This window comes from Saccharothrix espanaensis DSM 44229, assembly GCF_000328705.1.
GTDB lineage: Bacteria > Actinomycetota > Actinomycetes > Mycobacteriales > Pseudonocardiaceae > Actinosynnema > Actinosynnema espanaense.
In genome coordinates this window covers 8,346,867-8,369,311 of the sequence record NC_019673.1, presented here as the reverse complement: position 1 = coordinate 8,369,311, position 22,445 = coordinate 8,346,867, and the positions used below count along the sequence as shown (strand labels likewise).

The window sequence follows — 22,445 nt, the reverse complement described above, 5'->3', positions numbered from 1 at the left end:
GCGATCCTAGTGTCGGGACGGTGAACGTGCCTTTGCGGAAGATCACATCGACTACTTTCCGTGGCGGGCGCGAGCTACTAGAGGACGTCTTACGGCTCCAGTCCCAGTTCCACTCCACCCACACCCCCGCATGCAACGCCGCGGCGAGCTGGTGGAGGGAGGCATCGCCGAGTGGATTCGCGAGCACGCACCGCGGCCAACACGACCTTGCCGATCCCGATCGAGACGCTGAGCGTCCAAGCCCGTGACCACATCGGCCGCAAGAGCGAGATCCCGTGGGTGCGCGTCTACTCGCAGGACCACTCGCCATCGGCGACGCAGGGCTGGTACGTCGTGTACCTGTTCGACGCCTACGGGACCAACGTCCACCTGACGTTGATGCAGGGCTCGACCCACGTCGTGAACGGCGAGTACAAGCCACGGCCCAGGAGAGAACTGAAGGTGCGGGTCGACTGGGCGCGCAACGCACTGGCCGACCAACTGGAAGTGCGCCTCGACCGGGTGGACAGCCTCGCCCTGCCGTCGCGGAAGCGCAAGCTCGGGGCCGCTTACGAAGCCGCGACGGTCACCGCGTTCACGTACCCCGCCGGCGCCATCCCCGACGAGTCTGTGCTGGAGCACGATCTCGCGCACATGTTGGCCATGCTCAGCACGCTCTACCTGCGACTCGACGTTCCCGGGGAGCCGTCGCCCGAGGTGGCGGACGCCATCGTGGCCGGCGAGCGGTCGGCGGGCAGGCGGACCGGGCGCGGGCAGGGGATGCGGCTCAGCGCGCCGGAGAAGACCGCGATCGAGAAGCGGGCCGTGAAGGTCGTCATCGAGCACCTGCGCGCCGAGGGTTACCAGGTGAAGGACGTCGGCGCGCGCGAGTCGTACGACCTGGACGCCACCCGCGCGGACGAGCACCTGTTCGTCGAGGTCAAGGGGACGACCAGCCGGTGGGGGCCGGACAGCGAGGTGATCCTGACCCGCAACGAGGTCGACCTGCACCTCCGCGAGTACCCGAACACCATGCTGGCCGTGGTGCACTCGATCGCCTTGAAGCGCGGTGACGAGCCTGCGGCGTCCGGCGGCACGTTGCACGTCGTCCACCCGTGGCGAGTGGTCGAGGAGAACCTGACTCCGTTGACCTATAGATACTTGGTCGATGAACGTTGACGACTTGATCGCGCGGCTGTGGCTGAGGTTCGGGCCGGAGGTGGCGGGGTGGTGCGTTGGGGTTCCGGCGCGTGCTGAGTCGTTGGCTGCACGGTGGGGGCTGGTGTTGGGGGAGCCCTACGACGACGGGGCGTCGTCGGTCGCTGTTCGGTGCACTACGGCTGACGGTGCCCCGGCCGTGCTCAAGTTGACCCCGGACGAGGGGTTCCTGGACTCGCAGGTCGAGATGTTGCGGTCGCTCGCGCCGTCCGGGCGGGTCGTCGGGGTGTTGGCGGCCGAGACCGGGGCCGTGTTGTTGGAGGCCGTTGTGCCGGGGGTGCAGGCCGCGCCGGCTCCGGCGGAGTGGGCGGGGTTGATGACGGCGCTGCACTCCGTGCCGCCGCCGGTCGGGCTGGAGCGGACGTTGGGCGGTCGCATGGAGGAGGCTTTCGCACGGATCGGCCGCCGGTTGGCCGAGCCCGTCATCGCGGCGCACGTCGACCGCGAGGTCTGGGACTTGGCGGTGCGGCGTTGCCGACACCTGCTCGACACGGCGTCGACCGAGGTCCTCCTGCACGGCGACCTGCACCCCGGCAACGTCCTGGACGGTGGCGCGCGCGGCCTGGTCGCGATCGACCCGAAGACGTGCGTGGGCGACCCGTGCTTCGACGCCATGGACTACGTCGTCGACGCGGCCGGCAAGGAGGGCATCGAGGACCGGTGCGCCCGGGTCGCCACCGCGTACGGCCTCGACCACGACCGGCTGCGCACGTGGTCGCAGGTCGACGCGCCGCTCCTGGTCATCGGCCACCTGACCTACGGCGGTCCCGACGGGGCGGTGGAGGAGTTGCTCGCGTTCGCCGCCGACCGTTAGGGGAGCACAAGAGCGGCACGGGAGAACGAGCACGGCACCGGTCGGGCGGAGGGTGTCCGCTCGGCCGGTGCCGTGGTCAGGACGCGATCAGGCCGCGGCCTTCGTCTCCCAGAAGATCTTGTCGATCTGTCCAAAACCATGGTCTGACCAGGCACTAACGGCCTTGTGGATCTTCGTGGGCCGTGCTGGGGCCGTCGCGGCATCGTCAGCGCGCGGGTGAACGTTGGACGCGGGTGTCAGGCTGTCCACCCGGATGGGGACTCGGTTCCAGTTACGCGAAGACCCGAATCAACTAGTTGCGAGGTTTTTTGAAGACTGCACGACGAAGACGTACACGTCGCGGCCTGCTTGCAGGACCACTCCGCCCATAGAACTGCGGCTGAGTTGACGAGAAGGTGCGGAGCCCGGTCCGGCAACGGGAAACTTGCCCACTCCACGCACCTCCCTGCCATCCAGAAGCCCTCTTGGCACCAGAGCGTACAGGGACCGACCTGCTACTGGTCGCGACGGGAGTAGACGCCGTCGATGACACCTCGGGTTCGTTGGTCGCTGCTGGGCATCAGGTGCGTGTAGGTCCGAAGGGTGAACGACGCGTCCGCATGACCCAGCCACTCGGCAACCGCCTTGATCGACTCACCCTGGTCGAGGAGCACTGAAGCGAAGAAGTGTCTCAGGTCGTGCATCCCGTTCTCATACCGACCGTGTGGCATGTTCGCCGCCTGGAGAGCTTGCTTCCAGTAGTTCCGGTCGAAGTCGTTCGCTCGGATCGACAGACCGCGCATCGACGTGACGATCACCCGAGCGGTGACCAGCTTCCCACCCGGTACGGCCCACGGAAGCGTGATCTCCACGGGCGGGAAGTCCCGCATGTGCCGGTCGATCGCTTCCAACACCGGTTCCGGGAGTGGTACCTCCCGGACACTGTCGTACTTCGGCAGGTCGAACACCGGCTGGCTCCGCACGGTCTTGATCTGACGGCACACGCTGACCCGACCGCTCTCCCGGTTCAGGTCATCGACGGCCAGGGCGATGCACTCGCCTTGACGTAGCCCCAGCCCCGCCCCCAGGTCCGTGAGTACCCGGAACCTCTTCGGCAGACCTTGCTGAACGGCCCACACCTGATCTTCTGTCCAGGGCACGACTTTGTTCTTCGGTGCTTTGGGCATCTTGACCGACTTCCCGCTGCACGGGTTCTTGCGGATCAGTTCGTCGTCAACCGCCGCGTTGAGGAGCGCCGAGAGGTTCTTGAACAACGTGTGCCGGTACTGGTCGGACAGGTTCGCCCTGCGGAGCCTGCTGTCCCACGACCGGATATCCGACGCCTTGACGGCGGTGACGGCCCGCTCGCCGAGGTGCGGAAAGATGTTCTTCCGGAACCTCATCTCCATGACCTCGCGTGACGCTTCGTCCACGTCGAGGTCAGCGAGCCACTTCGTACCGAAGACTTCCACTGTGACGTCATCGTCGATGGGGGACTTGGCTCTCGGGTCCACCCAGGTCCCAACCGAGATCTCGGTTTCAGTCTTCCTGATCCGAGCCGAGGGTCACCGTGGCCTTGTCTGTCCGCGCGCCGCCGAGGTCGGACACCGTGGCCGAGGCCGTGAGGCCGAACGTCAGCCCGGTGCGGTTCCGGGCGGTCGCCGAGACCGTGAGCGTGTTGTCCGGCCGCAACGTCCACGTGAGGGTCAGCCCGTCGAGCTGGGTCACCCACAGCAGCAGCGCGGCCAGCCGATCCGGCGCGGTGCCGGAGGTGAACTCGACGTGCACCGAACCGGACCGGCCGAAGATGACCAGCCGATCCGGCCGAGGCAAGCCCGAGGTACGCATGAACGACCGCAAGGTTCGAATGATCCGGTCCAGTGAGTTGGACATGGCAAGACTCCAAGTGCGAGAAGGGATTCAGGCGACAGCGCGCAGGCCGGGACCGGCCGGACCGGCCTGGACGAACGCCACGAGTTCGTCAATGTCCGCGTCACTGGTGTAGGCCGCGCGCACCCGCCGAGGTGTTCGGGACCGGCCGTCGACCCGGTACCCGATACCGGCCGAGGTCCCGTCTGCGGCGATCTCGTCGGCAATCGCCCCGCGCTCACGGGCACCGTCGCCCAGGACCATGTCCGGGTGCCGCTCGCTGGTGACCCGCAGGCACACCCTGTGCGGCAACAGGTCCCGGACCGGGAGCACGTCCTTGGACGGCTCCTGCACGTAGACGTCGATCACGTCATTCGTCGCGCGACCCATCGAGGAGATGACCGCACACGCGTTGGTGATCTCGTGCGCGTACTCCGAGTTGTACGACATCAGGTAGCCGACCTCATCCAGGATCAGCCAGTCCACGGGATGTTCACGCGACACCGGAACGCCGCGCTTTCCCTTGCGCTGCAACCGCTTTTGCTTGCGTTCCATGTTCGACACGAACCGCGCGATCAACTCCGCGCAGTCCTCCGGCGTGTCCGCGTACCGACCGTCCAGGATCGGCCGCAGCGCCACGAACTCGAACAGCTTCGGGTCGCACACCCACGGCCGCACCAAGCCGTCACGGATCATCGGAGCGACCGCCCGCAGCTTCGCCATCACCACCGAGTTCTTGCCCGCCCCGGTAGCGCCGGCTGTCAGGTGGTGCGTGCCGATCAGCGGCTCACGCCACTCCTCGCCCAGCTCCGTCTCCCCGAGGCACAGCGACCGCAGGTCAACGGCGTCGGAGGACTCCGGCATGGCCGGCGCGGGAATGACCCGGTCAAACGGTTCGTCCCGCTGGACGATCAGCACGACCTCACCGGGCCGGCCTTGTTCGACCGCGACCCGTTCGGCCTTGAGTGTCGCCGCCAACTCCGGCAACACCGCCGAGAACGCCCGCAACGCCTGACCGGGCACCAGCCGCACCCGAACGGTGTCGATCGACGGCGACCAGGCCCGGACTCGCAACACGCGCGGTACCAACGTTTCCCCGGTCTTGTGGTGCACCTTGGTCAGCCCGCACGAGCCCATCAAGTTCACCCATCGCCGGCTGCGGTAGGCACCGGCCCACCGACGCCGCCACGCCCGCAGCACCGGAGCGGCCCACACGTCGAACGTGTCCGGGTGCCCCCGGTACCAAGCAGCCGCGCCGAGCACCAGGCCGCCGACGACACCGCCGGTAGCCGTCGCGCCCAGCTCAGCCACAGAAACCCCGGCAGCGCCGGGACCGACAACCGCACCGGGATGGCGGACGATCCACCGCACGGTGCGGAACTCCCACCCGACCGAACGCCGGGACGTGCCCGAAGGCAGTTCAGCCATGTACTTGCCCCCTTGGGTTCGAGCACGGCAACGGCCGACCACCAGGACGAGGTGATCGGCCGTTGCCGTGACTTCCTTGTGCGCTACCTGCGCGAACGTCGCCGCTTCGGTTCGAGCTGCGAACGCGAGTACGACAGCGACGTCCGCAGGACCGCCACCGACCGCACGAACGTGTTGTGGTCGCCCTTGAACCCCTCACGCCGGTAGGGGATGTCCAGGGTGGCCAGGCGAAGTTGGCGCATTGCCTTGTCCAGGCAGTCGAGCGCCGTGATCAGTTGTTGTGACATCAGACCTTCCATTCACGGGTCATGAGTTCGGTCTCGTACTGGACCGCCTTGTCCTTCAAGGCCGTCAGGTTGCGTTTGACCTGGTCCAGGAGCTTCATCAGGTCTTCCGGCGGTGTAACCCGCCACGAGCCGGGCGGAGCCGGGTTATCCCGCATCCGCGCGATGAGCTTGTCCAGCGGCTCGAACTGCTCTGTCACCATGTCGATCGAGTTGACCAAGTTGGCGTACCGCTGTTCGGCCCGCTTGTTCGCGCCTGACATCATCACCACCTGTCCGGGTCGTAGAGGAACCGGAACAGCGCCTGGCGCAAGGCCACGTGGTCCGCGCCGTGCGTGTTCGCGTCAGGGAACCCGTGACGCTTGAGCACGTCAGCGACCTCGATGACCAGGCCGAACGTGAACCGCGCGTCACCATCCGGCGACACCTGAACCGGGAACAGTCCCGTCGTCATCGTTCTCCCCTCATCTCGAAAACGTAGGCACACCAACGAAGTGCGCCCTGTTTCAGGCATGGCTCTACTCACTGTGGAATTGACAAAGATCAAGCAGCCCAAGGAAACGGCTTAGGGAACCGTCAGAAGGCGAACGAAGGTGCGGCGGTCAGGCCGCGTTGCGCACCGGGCGCGCCACCGGCTTCAGTCCGGCCGCCTTGAACCAGAGACCGGCCGAGGCGATCTTGCGCGGGTCGACGCGGTCCGGGATCTCGTACGTGTTGACGACCGCGTTGACCAGCTCCACGTACATGCCCTCTTCGAACCCCTCGCCGGGGTCGCCGGGCAGGTTGACGCGGATTTCCTCGCCCTTGCCCGCCTTCCGGCCCTCGACGGGCATCGGCTTGGCGAACAACGTGACGACGTACTGCACCTCACCCGACATCCGGTCCACGACCGGCGTCACGGTGCCGTCTTCGGCCTCGCGCATCTTGGCGGCCGGAGCCTCCGTGACCATCAGCCGGTAGCCGCTCAACATGACCGGCAAGTCCTGCAACGCCATCTCGGAACCTCCCTGCGGCGCAGGCGACCCGATGCCGCCCACTACTAGAACCAGCATAGCTGCTAGAGCTAGCAGGGTAACTAGGCCGATCAGGTGACTTACAGCTCAGCTAGCTCTACCGCTACAGTCCGTGTATGGCTCTCGACGCGACGGACCCCAGGCCGGCATACCAACAGATCGCGGACGACCTACGCCGCTTCGTGGCGTCCGACGAAGCCCAGGTGGGGGACAAGCTCCCCTCGCTGTCCGAGCTGCAAACCAAGTACGGCCGCGCCGTGATGACCTTGCAGAAGGCGCTGGACGTCCTCCGCAGTGAAGGGCTGGTCATGTCCCGCCAAGGCGAGGGCACGATCATCGTGAAGAAGCCAGAAGCCCATGCGGGGGACGTCAGTCCCTCACCGCATGAGCTTCGGCAGATGTTCGAGCGCATCAACAGCGCCCTGGACGACCTCAGCCGGCGTGTTTCCGCCGTGGAGGCTGAACTTTTCGGCTCCACTTCAGCCGATCCTCAACCCGGTCAAGCCGGTCGCTGAGGTCCGCCATGCGCGCCAACGTCAACTCCACCACGGCCCGCATGTCCCGCCAGTCCTCGTCCGTCCACTTGCTTTCACCGCCAGACATCGTGCCCCCAGTCACCTACTCGATCGATCGTCACGACCCGCACTCGCCACCAGCCCTTGCCAGGCAGTCAGGCCGAACCCGCCGGTGGCACAGGCCCGCCTGCCCCGGTCTCGGCGAACCACTGCGAATCGACCACCGCCGGCGGTTCGTCGTCCACTGCGTGCCGCCCCGTCGCCCGGTCGACCTCTTCCGGCGTAGTGCCGACCGCAGCGGCCAACGCCTCGAAGTCCAACGGCTGGAGCTTCGTCAACGCCTGGCACCGGTCCGCGAACGCCGCAGCCGCCCGCGCCAACTCCCGCGCGAAGTTGATGGCCATCTCCGCGCCACCCTCGCGCCCCGCGATCTGCACCGTGATCTGCGAACCCGCAGACAGCACCACCAACGACGGATGCCCCTGCGCGTGCTCGACCAGCGTCGCCTCCGCGTCCTCCTCAGGCTGGAACAACACGTAGAACCCCATCGACCCACCTCCGCGCCTCAGCCACTGCTTCCACAACAACAGTCGCTCGCGCGCAAGGTCGATCCCATCCCCGATGACCATTCGGGATATCGGGCGCACCACTAACAGCAGTTCAGCGCAGTAGTCGCCGGGTTACACTCCGAATACGGGCAGCTAGACGAGGGGGCACTGGTGAACACGGGCAAGCGCCGTTGTCGCACATGTGACACCTGGTTGGCCAGCGACAACCCGGGCACGCAGTGCGGCCCCTGCACCGCCGCCTACGCCCTCCAAGCCCCCGTCCTGCCCGCCGAGTTCTGGAACCAGCCGACCATCCACGAGGCGTTCCAGTCCCGCAGCATCGGCCAGGTCTTCCGCGCGTACCGCCATGCCCAGATCCCCACGTTGCCGCAGACCACCCTCGCCGTCTGGCTGCTCCTGACACAGGGCCGGATCAGCGAAATCGAGCGCGTCCGCCGCCCCGTCACCGACCTGGAACGCCTCGAACGATGGTGCGATGCCCTCCACGTACCCCGACACCTCCGGTGGTTCAACGGGGGAGCGTTCGAAGTCCGCGATGCGGAAACCCAAGGGACGCATGATAAGTCACTGGCCGAGCTTGGGCTCTCGTACGCGGCTTCGCTCCCGTCTACGGTGGAAGTGGTTGCCGAACTTGGGAGGCACGACATGGAGCGCAGGACCTTTCTCACGGGCACGCTGTTCAGCGTCGCCGCATCCGTCGCCCCCAGCCGTGATTGGCTGCTCGCCACGCTGGACGAGGCTGGAGCCACGCGAGGAAAGATCAGCAGCGAACAGGTCGAGGCGATCCGCCGCACGTTCGGCGTGTTCCAAGAGCTGGACGTCATGCGCGGTGGTGGCCACGCCCGCGAACAGCTCTCCACCTACCTGACCTCCCAGGTCGTGCCCCTGCTCCGCAGCAACGACCCGACCACCGAGAACGGCCGCGCGCTGTTCGAGGCAGCCGCGGAACAGCTCTACCTGCTCGGGTGGATGGCGTTCGACAACGGGGAACACTCTCTGGCCCAGCGCTACCTCATCCAGTCCCTGCGCCTGGCCCAGGCCGCCGGCAGCCCCGAGCTGGGCGCGCACGTCTTGGCGGGCCTGTCCGACCAGGCCACCCTCACCGGCAACCCCGACCACGCCGTCCAACTCGCCAAGGCCGGCCGCGCCGGTCTCGCTCACGGCCACTCCGATGCCTGCCTCGCCGACCTCTGGGCGTTGCAGGGCCGGGCAGAGGCCGCGATGGGCGACGCCAAGGCAGCCGCCCGCAGCGTCCACCTATCCGAAACCGCGTTCGCCGATGTCGACCCCGACAGCGAACCCGAGTGGGCACGGTTCATCGACCCGGCATACCTCAACGGCGAGTACGCCCACACCTTCCGTGACCTCCAACGCCCCGACGAGGCCGCCCATTTCGCCGGTCTCTCGATCGCCGAATCGGAACGCCAGAACCGCGCCCGCCGGGGCTCGATGGCCCAGGCCGCCCTGTCCCGTTCCGCGATCGACCGCCACGACCTGGAAGCCGCCGCATCCGCCGGCATGGCCGCCGCCAAACTCGCCGCGACCGTGAAGTCCTCCCGGTCCGTCGAAGCCGTTGCCGACCTACGCGCCCGCCTGCGCGACCACCGCGAGTCACCCGCCGTCCGTGACTTCCTGGACGTCTCCGGTGCGCTTCTGCCCACGATGGGACCGCGAACCCAGGCGTGAGGTCGCACACCTCGCTGCTTCTCTGTGCGTCGTCCGCCTGCGCTCTATAGGTCACTCGGACGTCTGGTCATGATCAGCACGGGCGCGCCGCTGATCTGCGCGTAGCGGCACTACCACTGACCTTATCGGCTATCGGGATGGAATCGCCCTGCGCCGGCCCACGAGCGTGGATACACCACCAGCCGACACGGGAGCAGCCGCGCATGACGTCACCAACCTGCCCGACCATCCAGGATCCGCCGGTCATCCATGCCGTTGTGGACGAGGACAGCGAGGTCGCGGCGTGGGTTATCGAAGTGTCCCCCGAGTATGTGCTGACCTTGTTCGCCGATGGGAGGTCGATCTACACCACCGACAGCACCGAAAACGCCCTCGACTTCGTCAACCTCGCTGAGGGCCTGGACTGCCGGCTCGTCCCGATGATCACACGAGCGCCATCCGCCGGTCGTGGCGACGAGGCGAAGTTGCGGTAGGCATGTCGACCCAAGCGCGGATGAACCCGGGCGGCCATGATCACGCGGTCGTGGGGTGCGCATGGCGATGACCGTCCGTCTCAGGGACGAGAACTTCCGCAAAGCGTCGAACCTGGCCGGCTACACCAGTGTCTACGGGTTGGCCAAGGCCATGGGGATCAACCGGAGTTCGGTCAAACGAGTCCTCGAGGGCGTGATGCGGCCAGGCCCGGCGTTCATCGCCGGAGCAGTCACCGTGCTGAAACCGTTCTCGTTCGACGACCTGTTCGAAGTAGTCGCATACGTACCTCAGACGAAGCGACACGAGCACGCCGACAACTGGTGACCCGACCACCGGTGCCACCGCGAACCTCGCCCAGCCCCCAGTGCAACCGTGTTCAGAGTTTCTTTTCTGCTTTCAAGCGCGGATGAACCCGGGCGGCCATGATCACGCGGTCGTGGGGTGCGCATGGCGATGACCGTCCGTCTCAGGGACGAGAACTTCCGCAAAGCGTCGAACCTGGCCGGCTACACCAGTGTCTACGGGTTGGCCAAGGCCATGGGGATCAACCGGAGTTCGGTCAAACGAGTCCTCGAGGGCGTGATGCGGCCAGGCCCGGCGTTCATCGCCGGAGCAGTCACCGTGCTGAAACCGTTCTCGTTCGACGACCTGTTCGAAGTAGTCGCATACGTACCTCAGACGAAGCGACACGAGCACGCCGACAACTGGTGACCCGACCACCGGTGCCACCGCGAACCTCGCCCAGCCCCCAGTGCAACCGTGTTCAGAGTTTCTTTTCTGCTTTCAAGGCGGCCCCCTGCGGGGGCCGCTGGCCGTTCGTGTCTGTTCAGGCTGTTGCGGGCAGGCTCCGGCGGTGTTGTCGGTCGCGCCAACGTGGGCCTGGCGGCCCACGGGCGCGACACGCGAGGCACCGGAGCCTGCCCGCAACAGCCGGAGGCCACGGCCAGCGACCCCCACAGGGAACCGCATGAACAGATTTGTTCTTTGTCCGGCAAGGGCACTTCCGGCGTCAGGGCTTGGGACGAGCGCGCGGTAGTCGACTTGGCAGGGTGGTCTTGGCGCTCGGCTGCCGCGCCTGTGGACAGCTCGACGCCTTGACGGCATCGACCAGCCCACAGGCTTGCCGACGAACTATGACTGATTGGGACCATTGCCGTTACCTGTCGTGTTGATCAATTTTCGCGTTAGACTGGAGTTCGTCGAGGCTGTTGGGACTCGCCATAGAACGAATCAAATCCTGAACGGATTCTGCCTTCTGTTCTCCATCTAGCATGTCGAGCAGGCGCTCGGCGGCCAGATATTGCGAGAAGACGAGCGGCTGGCCGAAGTAGGACTGCAGTTGGTTGGATGTCTTTTCTTGAGTGCGAAGAAATGTTTTTCCGAGATAGCCTGCCAAGCCCGCTCCTGCCGTACCAATCGCGCCAGCGGCAATAGCGCCACCAATCGATCTGGAGAACGCGGCAATCACTACGGAGAGAATAAGGACAGCGAACCCTCCGATGATTGCCCATTGGCTATGGCGGAAGCTCTTCTCTGCTTGAGTTGTCGCGATTTCATGGTAGTAGTCTAGGCGTTTTTGTGTTGCGCGCCATAGTGCGCTTAGTTCAAGTTCTTCACTCGCTTCCGCAACGTCTTCGGCCTCGTGCAGTCGGCGGCGGGCCTCTGCGACTCTTTGTGCGTCGGAGAAGCTGCGACGGCTCGATAGTCGTAGATAAAATGCGGCATATCCACCGAAGCAGACCAATGCCAATAGGGTTGCGCCAGCAAAAGACAACGCTTCTGCTGCTTTGAGGCTTCCGGACCCTCGGGTTTCACCGGGGCTAAGCTCCGAGGGCCAGGTGATAAAAAGAAGGGCCAAGGGTAAGAGGATGATGGCTATGACCAGCACCGCTGTTTGTTTCGACAGGCGTCGATATTCGGGAGACTTTCGCCAGGCGACCCGCATCTCAATACGTTTCAGTTCTTGCTCTGCCTGCTCTTCGTTGTCTTCCGAGGAGTTCTCTTGAGGGTTGTCCTGGGTCATGGAGGCGTGCTCTTTTCGACTGTTTGATAAGTTTGCTTAAGAGTTCGGAATCGTGCTTTGGATCTTTGTCGAGCCAACTAGGGGCGGTAGGTGGATCTTGGGAAGGCTTCCTCGTTGACTGCACAACATTTCTGGCGGTGTCGCGCTAAATCATTGGTCTGTTCAAGGTCGGTCTTCTGGAGCAGGAAATCCTGTTAGGAATCGACCGGTGGCCTTGCGCAGGGCTTCCCGCGCTTGATCGCGAGAGATGACCCCTTCCTGGACTGAAATAACCAGTCGGAATAGTTCGACCGTGTCGATCACAAGCCCTCCGCCGGAACCAAATGCAGCGACGTCCACGGCCTTCCCGTGGAGAGCTTGCTGTCGGGCTGATGGATCCTTTCCTCTGAATTGGTTGACAATATACCACAAAGCATCTGGAGTTCTTTTCTGAGCGTGCATGAAGCGGGTCGTAAACCGAATAAACTGTGTCAGGGCTTCTGTTTTTGCTCCGCGTCCATAGCCTTTAACCTCGACCAAGGCAATCCAGTTCGGATCCCTGGAGTCGCGTACCTGGAGATCTTCCAGGTGGTCATCGGACGCTGCGGTGGCGTCGGAGTCCGTGACAGCGAAACCAAGGTCGGAAAGTGCTTTCGCTACGGCCCTCTTCAGGGGGTCATCTTGTTCTGTAAGGAGTGCACGTTCGTACGCATCTGCGGCCTCCTTTGCCGCTAGTAGAGATTTCTTCAGCTGACCTTCCTCTGCTTCTAATTGACGAAGAATGGATGCGCGTCTAAGTTTGAGGTCATCGACCTGTTTTCGCAGATATCGCTCCGCTGCTGTCGACCATTCTTGCCTAGTCGTCCAGTCTGGAAGGGCGGGGAATCTCTCTGGCGCCAACTTTTGCCATTCGGTAAGAGCCGCACTGAACCACTGAGAGAGATCTGGGGTGTCGGAGGGGAGTAGCCATGTCTCCGACGATTCGCTGCGAGCGTATCGTCCAGCAAGAATCGCTCCGGATGGCGTGATAGAAAATGGTTGAATGACGACCTCGTGGTACTCTTTTCGCGATCTCGAAGGCGACGTGAAGTCGGGCCCGGATGCCCAGATGCTCTGAGCAGCCTCAAATTTCTGATGGGATACTCGTCGCTTGAATACCGGTTCAAGTTGCTCATGTACCAGTTCCGCAATGGGTGCTGGTAGGTTCCGAATCCTGGTAAATTCCTGAGAAACGTGACCTTGACGGAAGAGAATTTTTTGTCGCCAATCAGGTCGTTGCTCGATCGTATCCTGATCGCTAAAAGTGTTCGTGATGTAAAGAACGCATAGGTGCGGCGAGATCGGCTTGTATGTCGTGGATCCGAATCCGTTGCTGATTTTATGGAAGAGTGGCTGGTCGGTTACGAGGACATCCCATTCGGTCGTTCTGACTTGTGAGAGGCTGGTTACACGGACAACTGTTGGTGCAAGGGTGAAAATGGGACGGATGAATTCTGGTAGCGGTTCGTCGTTGTTTTCACCTTCTGAATTTCCGAACCCGTATATGAGAATTCGAGGACGAGGCTGCTGGTTGATCGTAGCGCCGACCTCGAAGTCTGACGGGGAATCCGGCATTCGGGGTCCTTTCTTTCCATGGGTTCCGGTCAGTGGGTCCGCGTCGTCGCTATGATGACGAGCTGGCAAAGGAGACTGTCCAAAATGGACTGACTTGGGCCGTCGTGGGGCCGTCAGAGGACGCTCGACAGCGGCCGAGGACGAAGAACGACGCTGACCAGACGGAGGAGTATCCGCTGGTCAGCGCCGTGTTATCGCAGGTCGTCAGGCCGCAGCCTTCGTCTCCCAAAAAATCTTGTCGATCTGGGCGATCAGGTCGAGCAGCTCCTGGCCCTTCGCCGGGTCCATCGAGCCCTTCGTGCCGGACGCGCCGGCGGCCTTGGTGGCGCGGTTGAAGAGGTCGTGGAGTTCCGGGTACTTCTCGAAGTGCGGGGGCTTGAAGTAGTCGGTCCACAGCACCCACAGGTGGTGCTTCACGAGTTCGCTGCGCTGTTCCTTGATCAGGACGGCGCGCTGGCGGAACTCGGGGTCCTCGTTGGCCTGGTACTTCTCCTGGACCGCCTTGATCGACTCCGCCTCGATCCGGGCCTGCGCCGGATCGTAGACACCGCACGGGAGGTCGCAGTGCGCGGTGGCCTCCAGTAGCGGGCGGCGGAGAATGTGCGACAGAAGTCGCATTGTTCCTCCCTGACAGTGGATGCTCCGACAGGGTGGAACCCTACTCCGGAGCCCTCTCGCGGGCAGGTGGAGGTGATCGTTGGCACCGCCGGCGCACAACCCGTTGCCGCTGGTTCGGGTGGTCGGGCCGTCGATGGTCCCCACGTTGCGGACCGGGGACGTCGTGCTGCTGCGACGATCACGCCCGCCCCGCCCGGACGACCTGGTGCTGGTCCGGTGGGCGGCCCGGCCGGGGCAGCTGTCGGTCAAGCGGGCGATCCGGCCGGTCGACGGCGGGTGGCACGTCGAGGGGGACAACCCGTTCGCCTCCACGGACTCGCGCACGCTGGGCGCGGCGGAGGTGCTCGGGGTGATCCGGTTCCGCCTCTGGCCGCGCCCGCGTCCGCTCCGCCGGCGGCGCACGGCCGGCTGAGCGTTCCTACTTCTGGGCGTCTTCCTTCTGGGTGTCTACCTTTTGGGCGGCTTTCCGGTACCAGGCCGTGCACACCTCGTACGACGGCAGCGTGCCGGCGGCCTGGGCCTCGGCCAGGGTCGGGGCCTCGGCGTCCTTCGGCGACAGCACCGGCTCCACGTCCGCCGGCCACGGCAGGCCCAGCCCCAGCGGGCTGAGGCCGCGTTCGGCCTTCGGGTTGTAGCCCTCGGTGCACAGGTACGACGTGACCGAGTCGTCCTCCAGCGCCATCAGCGCGTGGCCGACGCCCTCGGGCACGTACACCGAGTTGAACGCCTGCTCGGAGAGCTCCACCGCGTCCCACACGCCGAACGTCGGCGAGCCGACCCGGATGTCCACCATGACGTCCAGCAGCCGCCCGCGCGGGCAGTGCACGTACTTGGCCTGGCCGGGTGGCACGTCCGCGTAGTGCAGGCCGCGGATCACCCCGCGTCTGGACACGCTGTGGTTGGTCTGGGCGACCAGTAGCCCGTGCCCCACCGCCTCGGTGAACACCTCCTCCTGGAACGGCGCCACGAACAGCCCCCGGTCGTCGGGGAACACCGAGGGGATGAACTCGAACGCGCCGGGAATCTTCAGCTCGCGTGCCTTCATGGCGCACACCCTATGTCGGGGCCCGCTCTTGACCGATCCTGCCTGCGAAAACCGACCGGTCGGTGCAGAAAACCGGACGTACGTTCTGGGAAACCCGCTCTGACCTGCGGAAAGAATGTGATCCCCACCGCAGACACCACTGCCCGACGCTGTCATGCTTGCCCGCACACCGCCCCAGGGGCGCCGCGCCGATCGTGCGGTCGCACCCGCTGACAGGCCCCGTCGATCCGCGTGACAACGCCGGTCCCGGTGCGCCGAACGACTCGCGCACCGCAGGAGGACTCCCCAGTGACCGCTCTGAACGACCAGCCCATCACCTCCGAGTTGACCGACGAAGAGATCTTCCGCGCGCACGAGGGCGGCAAGCTCGCCATCGGCGCGACCGCCTCGCTGGCCGACCCCCGCGCCCTGGCCATCGCCTACACGCCGGGGGTGGCGCGGGTCAGCCGCGCGATCGCCGAGGACGCCTCGCTGGCCGCCAAGTACACCTGGGCGCACCGCCTGGTGGCCGTGGTCAGCGACGGGACCGCGGTGCTGGGCCTGGGCGACATCGGCGCGAGCGCGTCGCTGCCGGTCATGGAGGGCAAGGCCGCACTGTTCAAGACCTTCGGCGGGCTGGACTCGATCCCGCTCGTGCTCAACACCACCGACGTGGACGAGATCGTGGAGACGCTGGTCCGGCTGCGCCCGTCGTTCGGCGCGGTCAACCTGGAGGACGTCGCCGCGCCGCGCTGCTTCGAGCTGGAGGCGCGGCTGATCGAGGCCCTCGACGTGCCGGTCATGCACGACGACCAGCACGGCACGGCGGTCGTGGTGCTGGCCGCGCTGCGCGGGGCGAACGCGGTGCTGGACAAGGACATCGCGAGCCAGCGCGTGGTCATCTCCGGTGCCGGCGCGGCGGGTGTCGCGTGCGCGAAGATCCTGCTGGCGGCGGGCATCGGCGAGGTCACCGTGGTCGACTCGCGGGGCATCGTGCACGCGGGCCGGGACGGGCTCAACCCGGTGAAGGCGGCGCTCGCCGAGGTCACCAACGGCAGCGGGCTGCGCGGCGGGATCGCCGACGCGCTCAAGGGCGCGGACGTGTTCGTCGGCGTCTCCTCCTCGAAGGTGGGGGAGGAGCTGATCGAGAGCATGTCCGGCGACTCCATCGTGTTCGCGCTGTCCAACCCGGACCCCGAGGTGCACCCGGAGGTGGCGGGCCGGCACGCGGCGATCGTGGCCACCGGGCGCAGCGACTTCCCCAACCAGATCAACAACGTGCTCGCGTTCCCCGGCATCTTCCGCGGCGCGCTGGACGCCGGCGCGCGCCGGATCACCGAGAACATGAAGCTCGCGGCGGCCGACGCCATCGCCGCGGTCGCCTCGGACGACCTCGCCGCCGACCGGATCGTGCCCAGCGCGCTGGACCCCCGGGTCGGGCCCGAAGTCGCCGCCGCCGTGGCCTTGGCAGCTCGGCAGGACGGAGTAGCCTGACCTCCAGTCGGAGTTGGGAGACCTCCGGCCGCATCCGTCCATTCGGCTCATCGGACCACCGAAACCACGAACGAGTTGTTTCGTTAGCCCGAAGAGGGGTGGGCGATGACGCCCCGAAGCGATACGGTCCCCCTCCTCGGGTGAATATTGCCCGTGCAGAGGGACGCGTAGACGGGTGCGGTCGGGCCGGTTCATCCCTGCCGTAGACACGGGAAGGTGGGACCGTGCCCAAGCGGGTTGGACGCGCTCCAGTGGTGCTCGACCCCGCACGACCTGCGGGGCCGCCCATCGCGCTCGACGGCGTCCCGCTTCCCGAGGCGCCCTCGCTCCTGTGCGACCTCAAGGGCGTTGTGATGCGCGCGAACTCCGCTGTCGCGCAGCTCGCGAAAGCGCATTCCTCCGATGACCTGGTCGGCCGCGCGTTAGGCGACCTGCTCGTCGGCGAGCCCGCGGATCTGCGGCTGCGCCAGGCGGACGGCGGACTGCTCCCGGTCCGGGTGGTGCGCAACCAGGTGCCCGGCACCGGGCTGCACGCGGTGCTCCTGGTGGACGTCTCCGACTTGGCCAAGGCGGCCGACGACCTGCGCGACGAGCAGCGCCGGCTGCGCACCGTGCAGCGGGTCGCCCAGATCGGTTCGTGGGAGTACGACCCGACCACCGGCGTCACGGTCTGGTCCGAGTCGCACTACGAGATGATGGGCGTGCGGCCCGGCGAGGTGGTGCCCGGCGCGCAGGCCGTGCTGGACCTGGTCCACCCCGACGACCACGACATGGTGGCCAGCTACTGGGCGAACCGGGCGCTGGACGGCAGCCCGATCGACATCGTCTACCGGATCATCCTGCCCGACGGCGAGCTGCGCTGGATCCGCGGCGTCGCCGAGGCGAAGCTCAGAGCCGACGGCCGGACCCAGTTCATCACCGGCTACATCCGTGACATCTCCGCGCAGTGGCGCTCCGACCGCGCCCTGGAGACCGAGCGCGCCCGGCTGCTGGAGGCGCAGCGCATCGCGCGCATCGGCAGCTGGAGCTACGAGGTGCCGACCAAGGCCGTGCACCGCAGCGAGGTGCTGCTGGAGATGTACGCCGACCTGGGCATCGCGCCGGAGGACGACCTGCTCTCCGGCGTGCACCCGGACGACCGGCCCGCGCTGGAGGAACTGCGCCGGAAGCTGGTCAACGCCCAGGACGAGGAGACCTTCGAGGCGGAGGTGCGCAGCGAGTCCGGCGAGCGGGTCTACATCTGCCGGGTGCGCCCCGAGTTCGAGCGCGGCAAGCTGCACCGCTTCCACGGCACCATCCAGGACGTCACCGAGGCCCGCGCGCTGGAGCTCCAGCTGCGCGACGACCGGCGGCGGCTGGCCGACGCGCAGCGGGCGGCGCAGCTGGGCGTGTGGGAGTGGGACTTCACGACCGGCGACGTGGTCTGGTCGGACATGCTGGCCGACCTGTTCGGCGTGCCGCGCGACGAGCGCACCCGCTACCAGACCTACCTCGACCTGGTGCACCCCGAGGACCGGGGCTGGGTCGACGAGCTGTGGCAGCAGCTGGCCACCGACGAGGTCCCGGTCCAGTTCGAGCACCGGATCGTGCGCCGGGACGGCAAGCTGCGGGTGTTCCGCAGCCACGGCGTGGTCGTGCGGGGCCCGGACGGCCGCCCGCTCGCGGTGGGCACCGCGCAGGACGTGACCGAGCAGCGCGCCGCCGAGACCCGGATGAAGCGGTCCAGCCAGCGCTTCGCCGACCTGGTGTCGCTGACGCCGGTCGGCATCGGCCTGTTCGACGAGGCCGAGCGCCTGGTGGACGCCAACGACGCCCTGTGCGACCTGCTCGGCATCGACCTGGAGCAGCTGCGCGGGATGACCGCCGAGCAGCTCACCCACCCGGAGGACAAGGAGAACCGGCTCCACTCGGTGAGCCGGATGACCCAGAACGGCGCGGACCGCGTGCACAAGATCCCGCAGCGGATCCTGGTGCGCCCGGACGGCGAGCGGGTCTACTGCGAGCTGCACATCGCGCTGTCCGTGCAGGACGACGGCCGCCGGTTCTGGCTGACCGTGTTCCAGGACATCACCGAGCGCCGCCGGGCGTCCGAGGCGCTGCGCCACCAGGCCACCCACGACGAGCTGACCGGGCTGCCGAACCGGGCGCTGGTCAAGGAGTTGCTGGCGACGCTGCTGGCGGCCGAGAACCGCTCGCGGGTGGCGGTGCTGTTCTGCGACATCGACAACTTCAAGCGGGTCAACGACTCGCTGGGCCACGACGCGGGTGACGAGTTGCTGGTGGCGTTGGCCCGGCGGCTGGAGGGCGGCCTGCCCGAGGGCTGCACGGCGGCGCGGCTGTCCGGTGACGAGTACGTGATCATCTGCGAGAACATCGACCTGGTCGGCGGTGTGGACGCGTTGGCGACCAAGGTCGCCGGGCTGTTGCGCACGGCCGTGCCGGTGCACGGCCAGCTGGTCCGGGTGTCGGCGTCGATCGGCGCGGCGGTGCCCAACGGGTCCCGCGCGACCGGCAACGACCTGTTGCGCTTCGCCGACGCGGCGATGTTCGAGGCGAAGCGGGCGGGCGCGGGGCGGGTGTCGCTGGCGTCGGCGGCGTTGATCGCCTCGGCCGACCGGCAGGTGCACCTGGAGGGCCAGCTGCGCGACGCGCTGGCGAACGACGGCCTGGCGCTGCACTTCCAGCCCGTGGTGGGGGTGGACGGCGCGGTGCAGACGGCCGAGGCGCTGGTGCGCTGGCCGCACCCGGACCGGGGTCTGCTGCCGCCGGACATCTTCCTGCCGGTGGCCGAGCAGGGCGACCTGTTGCGCGAGCTGGACCGGTGGGTGCTGCGCACGGCCTTGAAGGAGGCCTCGACCTGGCCGGAGCCCAACGGCAAGCCGGTGTCGGTCGCGGTGAACCTGGCCGGTCTGGTGCCGGGCGACCCGGAGTTCGTGGACATCGTCGCCAACACCATCGCCGAGGCCGGCATCCCGTGGGACCGGGTGGTGCTGGAGCTGGTGGAGACCGCGCTGGTGGACCTGCCGTCGCGGGTCCGGCAGTCGATGGACGAGCTGGTGGCGCGCGGCATCCGGTTCGCGGTGGACGACTTCGGCACCGGCTACTCGTCGCTGGCCCGGTTGAAGGACCTGCCCGCCCAGATCATCAAGGTGGACCGGCGGTTCGTCTCCGGCGTGGGCAACGACTCGTCGGACTTCGCGGTGGCGCGGGCGGTCGTGGACATGGCGCGGGCGATGGGCCGCAAGTGCGTGGCGGAGGGCGTCGAGACGGCGACCCAGTTCCACGTGCTGCGCGGTGTCGGCGTCGACGCCTACCAGGGCTGGCTGTTCTCCCGGCCGGTGCCGCCCAGGGAGTTCCGGGCCGTGCTCGCGCTCGGCCCGTTGCACATCCCCAAGGCCGGCTAGCTCACCGCCACTGCTGTTGCTGGTACGGCGGCTGCTGCTGGAACGGTTGCGGCGCAGTGCGCCTGGTCGCCCGGCCGACCGGGGGCAGCGCGGCGACGAAGGTCGGCACCAGCCACAGCAGCAGCGCCACGACCGGCAGGATCACGAACTCCCCGCCGCCGGTCGTGGTGAGCAGCTTGATCACCGCGTAGACGTAGTAGATGGCGCACAGCGCGCCGAGGACCGTCAGCGCCCAGCGCACGGCCGGCACCCGGAACACCAGCAGCAGCGCGAGCACGAGGACGATCGGCGCGACGATCATCGACACCGTGATCGCGAAGTCGACGTTGCCGGTGACGTCGTGGGCGAACGCCATGCCCAGCACCGAGATGAACAGGTGCAGCGAGTCCGGCCGGCCGTCCCACGAGGTGAACGCCGCGATCAGCGTGTAGATCACGGCGGGCAGGAACAGCAGGCCCGCCAGCACGGCCGCCCCGCCGCCCGGCTTGTCCGGCCGGCCGTAGCCGGGCCCGCCGTACGGCTGCCCCGGCGCGGCCTGGCCCGGGTACGGCTGGCCGGGTTGGGGCTGGCCGGGTTGGAGCTGACCGGGTTGTTGCGGACCGGGCTGGGGTTGGCCGGGGTACGGCCGGCCGGGCGCGCCCTGGTACGGCTGGTTCGGTTGGCCGTACGGCTGGTCGGGCTGCTGCTGACCGTACGGCTGACCTGGTGGCCATGGCTGATTCACGTCTTGCCCCTCCCCGGACCGAGTCGGAACGGAAGCTACCGCCGCCGCGCCGACACCGAGCGGGTTTCGCCGAACTGCCCGCCGACTACCCCGCCGACTACCCCGCCGACGCCCGGATCAGCGGGAGCAGCGCGGCGATCCGGTGCCGCGGCAGGTCGATCAGCCGCTCCTCCAGGTCGTCGTGCTCGCCGATCAGGTCCCGCGCCTCGCGCTTGGTGATCCGCAGCACGGTGGTGAGCGCCTCCCGCCATACGTTGCCGAGCTTGCCGTGCGCCCGCATCAGCACCTCGCGCACGACCAGGCCGCCGGGGTCGAGGGTGCCCGCGAGGACCTGGTCCGCCACCACGACGCAGTGCTTGCCGTCCGGCGTGGAGCGCATGAAGCGCAGCGCGAACCGGGTGTCCACGAGGGACGTCAGCTCCTGCTGGCCGGCCGCCGACGACACGTTCGGGTGGTTGTTGGGCACCAGCGCGGCCATCCGGCCGGGCGAGCACGCCAGCAGCGTGCGCAGCAGCCACGGTCCGGGGTCGCCAGACAGGTCGACCGCCAGCGACGCCGCGCCCCTGCCGATCGGGTCGGCCCAGCCGGGCGCGCGCGGCTTGGGCGGCGGCGAGGACTCCGGCCGCGGCGCGAGGTCCACCAGCGCCTGCAACGCCTTCGAGCCCGGCCCCTCGGCCTCCACGGACTGCGGGCCGTGGGTGTAGATCGTGGTCTTGGCGGCCGCGACCGGGCGCCGTGACGTGGGGCGGCACACGTACAGGTCGGCGGCGCTGCCGATCGCCTGCGCGCCGTCGAACCGGTGGAACGCGGGCAGGACCGCCTCGAACACCAGGCCCAGCCGCAGGAGTTCCTGCTGCACCTTCAACCCGAGCGCTGGCGTGCGGTCGCTGAACCCGTAGGCCAGCAGCACCCGCCCCGCACCGAGGTCGGCCAGGCACTCGACGGCCCGGCCGGCGAACAGCGCCATCCCCTCCTGGGTGTAGGGCGGGTCGCTGAACACCAGGTCCGCCGACTCGAGCAGGGTGGGCGGCAGGCCGAACCGGAAGTCCGCGTGCAGCGTCCGCACCCGGCCGCCGGAGCGCTCGTCGAGGTAGGCCAGGAGTCGATCGTCCACATCGACCACGACCACCGAGACGTCCGGGTTCACCGCGCACACCGCGAGCGAGGTCAGGTCGTGGTCGCCCAGGCACAGCAGGGTCCGGCCCGCCAGGTCGTACTGGGAGTCCAGCCACAGCGCGCGCTTGAGCGCGGTCTCGGCGGTCGCCTGCACGTGGTCCAGCGCGGCCAGCGGCGGCGGCACCGAAGCGATGTCGGCCAGCACCGCGCCGAGCAGCGCGCCGTGCCGCGACACCAGCGGGTCGACCGGTTCGGGCTCGACGGTGAACTCCGCGTAGGCCGCCACCCGCCCGGGGGCGATGCGGAACCGGTCGCCGTCGGTCTCCACGTCGACGTCCAACGCCTTCAGCAGGTCTTGCACGGTGCGCCGGGGCACGGCGGGCACCCGGACCAGATCGGCCAGTGTGTGCCAGTCGTCACCCAGCAGTGTCAGCACGCGCCGCAGTTTGCGGGCGTGCACGCCGTGGGAGACCAGCAGCGCGCGGACTAGTTCGGTGGCCACAACCGGAGCAGCCTACTGACCGAATCCTGGAACGCCGTGCCACGGTCGGGCGAACGGGCTAGTGTCGTTCGACGCCTCAATCGACCGGGCCTGGCGCCACCGACGGGGAGGACCACGCG

The 22,445-nt window shown here is 67.4% G+C and carries 24 protein-coding genes; 10 read left to right on the top strand and 14 right to left on the bottom strand.

The annotated features are described in order from the left end of the window. Positions 1–171: 171 nt before the first annotated feature. Both BN6_RS36575 and BN6_RS36570 read left to right on the top strand, forming a co-directional pair. Positions 172–1,158: an MrcB family domain-containing protein gene (locus BN6_RS36575; protein WP_015104905.1), complete on the top strand. Its 987-nt coding sequence runs from the start codon at positions 172–174 to the stop codon at positions 1,156–1,158. A gap of 40 nt (positions 1,159–1,198) precedes the next feature. Next, complete coding sequence (locus tag BN6_RS36570; protein ID WP_015104904.1) at positions 1,199–2,011, top strand: aminoglycoside phosphotransferase family protein; 813 nt, start codon at positions 1,199–1,201, stop codon at positions 2,009–2,011. A 494-nt stretch (positions 2,012–2,505) separates the two neighbouring features. On the opposite strand, the gene BN6_RS36565 is transcribed toward BN6_RS36570, so the two are convergent. From BN6_RS36565 to BN6_RS36535, 7 genes are all read right to left on the bottom strand, one after another. Then, a complete protein-coding gene (locus tag BN6_RS36565) occupies positions 2,506–3,504 on the bottom strand; it encodes a tyrosine-type recombinase/integrase (RefSeq protein WP_015104902.1) in 999 nt (332 codons plus the stop codon). A gap of 25 nt (positions 3,505–3,529) precedes the next feature. After that, positions 3,530–3,883 carry a hypothetical protein gene (locus tag BN6_RS36560; RefSeq protein WP_015104901.1) on the bottom strand — a complete coding sequence of 118 codons (354 nt, stop codon included), beginning with the start codon at positions 3,881–3,883 and terminating at the stop codon, positions 3,530–3,532. A 27-nt stretch (positions 3,884–3,910) separates the two neighbouring features. Further along, positions 3,911–5,287: an FtsK/SpoIIIE domain-containing protein gene (locus tag BN6_RS36555; protein ID WP_015104900.1), complete on the bottom strand. Its 1,377-nt coding sequence runs from the start codon at positions 5,285–5,287 to the stop codon at positions 3,911–3,913. A gap of 83 nt (positions 5,288–5,370) precedes the next feature. Next, positions 5,371–5,574, bottom strand: a complete 204-nt coding sequence (locus BN6_RS36550; RefSeq protein WP_015104899.1) for a hypothetical protein — start codon at positions 5,572–5,574, stop codon at positions 5,371–5,373. Beyond that, positions 5,574–5,837, bottom strand: a complete 264-nt coding sequence (locus BN6_RS36545) for a hypothetical protein (RefSeq protein WP_231905471.1) — start codon at positions 5,835–5,837, stop codon at positions 5,574–5,576. The genes BN6_RS36550 and BN6_RS36545 overlap by 1 nt, the downstream gene beginning before the upstream one ends. Continuing rightward, the gene (locus tag BN6_RS36540; protein ID WP_015104897.1) at positions 5,837–6,025 is read right to left on the bottom strand and encodes a hypothetical protein; all 189 of its coding nucleotides are present in this window, start codon (positions 6,023–6,025) and stop codon (positions 5,837–5,839) included. The genes BN6_RS36545 and BN6_RS36540 overlap by 1 nt, the downstream gene beginning before the upstream one ends. Positions 6,026–6,173: 148 nt before the next feature. Then, positions 6,174–6,566, bottom strand: coding sequence for a hypothetical protein (locus tag BN6_RS36535; protein ID WP_015104896.1), 393 nt, complete (start codon positions 6,564–6,566; stop codon positions 6,174–6,176). A 134-nt stretch (positions 6,567–6,700) separates the two neighbouring features. Here BN6_RS36535 and BN6_RS36530 point away from each other — a divergent pair, with 134 nt between their 5' ends. Continuing rightward, a complete protein-coding gene (locus BN6_RS36530; protein ID WP_015104895.1) occupies positions 6,701–7,099 on the top strand; it encodes a GntR family transcriptional regulator in 399 nt (132 codons plus the stop codon). Between the two features lie 155 nt (positions 7,100–7,254). On the opposite strand, the gene BN6_RS36525 is transcribed toward BN6_RS36530, so the two are convergent. Then, positions 7,255–7,647, bottom strand: coding sequence for a hypothetical protein (locus BN6_RS36525; RefSeq protein ID WP_015104894.1), 393 nt, complete (start codon positions 7,645–7,647; stop codon positions 7,255–7,257). Between the two features lie 171 nt (positions 7,648–7,818). Between BN6_RS36525 and BN6_RS36520 the strand changes: the two genes are divergently transcribed. The 4 genes from BN6_RS36520 (at position 7,819) to BN6_RS36505 (ending at position 10,539) form a co-directional block, all read left to right on the top strand. Beyond that, positions 7,819–9,354: a helix-turn-helix domain-containing protein gene (locus BN6_RS36520; RefSeq protein WP_015104893.1), complete on the top strand. Its 1,536-nt coding sequence runs from the start codon at positions 7,819–7,821 to the stop codon at positions 9,352–9,354. A 203-nt stretch (positions 9,355–9,557) separates the two neighbouring features. Beyond that, positions 9,558–9,827 carry a hypothetical protein gene (locus BN6_RS36515; RefSeq protein WP_041315379.1) on the top strand — a complete coding sequence of 90 codons (270 nt, stop codon included), beginning with the start codon at positions 9,558–9,560 and terminating at the stop codon, positions 9,825–9,827. A 61-nt stretch (positions 9,828–9,888) separates the two neighbouring features. Further along, the gene (locus BN6_RS36510) at positions 9,889–10,152 is read left to right on the top strand and encodes a transcriptional regulator (protein ID WP_041319281.1); all 264 of its coding nucleotides are present in this window, start codon (positions 9,889–9,891) and stop codon (positions 10,150–10,152) included. Between the two features lie 123 nt (positions 10,153–10,275). Beyond that, positions 10,276–10,539 (top strand): transcriptional regulator, encoded by a 264-nt coding sequence (locus BN6_RS36505; protein WP_041319281.1) that lies wholly within the window; start codon positions 10,276–10,278, stop codon positions 10,537–10,539. Between the two features lie 445 nt (positions 10,540–10,984). On the opposite strand, the gene BN6_RS46285 is transcribed toward BN6_RS36505, so the two are convergent. From BN6_RS46285 to sodN, 3 genes are all read right to left on the bottom strand, one after another. After that, entirely contained in the window at positions 10,985–11,851 is an 867-nt protein-coding gene (locus BN6_RS46285; protein ID WP_015104890.1) for a TRADD-N-associated membrane domain-containing protein, read from the bottom strand. Between the two features lie 162 nt (positions 11,852–12,013). Next, the gene (locus BN6_RS46280; RefSeq protein WP_015104889.1) at positions 12,014–13,444 is read right to left on the bottom strand and encodes a hypothetical protein; all 1,431 of its coding nucleotides are present in this window, start codon (positions 13,442–13,444) and stop codon (positions 12,014–12,016) included. Between the two features lie 204 nt (positions 13,445–13,648). Next, a complete protein-coding gene (gene sodN / locus BN6_RS36500; protein WP_015104888.1) occupies positions 13,649–14,062 on the bottom strand; it encodes a superoxide dismutase, Ni in 414 nt (137 codons plus the stop codon). Positions 14,063–14,141: 79 nt separating this feature from the next. On the opposite strand from sodN, the gene BN6_RS36495 reads away from it, so the two are divergent. Beyond that, complete coding sequence (locus BN6_RS36495; RefSeq protein ID WP_041315375.1) at positions 14,142–14,474, top strand: S24/S26 family peptidase; 333 nt, start codon at positions 14,142–14,144, stop codon at positions 14,472–14,474. Between the two features lie 6 nt (positions 14,475–14,480). On the opposite strand, the gene BN6_RS36490 is transcribed toward BN6_RS36495, so the two are convergent. Next, positions 14,481–15,107: a dTDP-4-dehydrorhamnose 3,5-epimerase family protein gene (locus BN6_RS36490; RefSeq protein ID WP_015104886.1), complete on the bottom strand. Its 627-nt coding sequence runs from the start codon at positions 15,105–15,107 to the stop codon at positions 14,481–14,483. A 288-nt stretch (positions 15,108–15,395) separates the two neighbouring features. Between BN6_RS36490 and BN6_RS36485 the strand changes: the two genes are divergently transcribed. Both BN6_RS36485 and BN6_RS36480 read left to right on the top strand, forming a co-directional pair. Then, on the top strand, positions 15,396–16,580 hold the full coding sequence (locus BN6_RS36485; RefSeq protein ID WP_015104885.1) for an NAD(P)-dependent malic enzyme: 1,185 nt from the start codon (positions 15,396–15,398) through the stop codon (positions 16,578–16,580). Positions 16,581–16,804: 224 nt separating this feature from the next. Further along, the gene (locus tag BN6_RS36480) at positions 16,805–19,984 is read left to right on the top strand and encodes a sensor domain-containing protein (protein WP_015104884.1); all 3,180 of its coding nucleotides are present in this window, start codon (positions 16,805–16,807) and stop codon (positions 19,982–19,984) included. A gap of 1 nt (position 19,985) precedes the next feature. On the opposite strand, the gene BN6_RS48275 is transcribed toward BN6_RS36480, so the two are convergent. Beyond that, the gene (locus BN6_RS48275; protein ID WP_015104883.1) at positions 19,986–20,708 is read right to left on the bottom strand and encodes a hypothetical protein; all 723 of its coding nucleotides are present in this window, start codon (positions 20,706–20,708) and stop codon (positions 19,986–19,988) included. Positions 20,709–20,805: 97 nt separating this feature from the next. Further along, positions 20,806–22,326, bottom strand: coding sequence for a bis-aminopropyl spermidine synthase family protein (locus tag BN6_RS36470; protein ID WP_015104882.1), 1,521 nt, complete (start codon positions 22,324–22,326; stop codon positions 20,806–20,808). Positions 22,327–22,445: the final 119 nt, after the last annotated feature.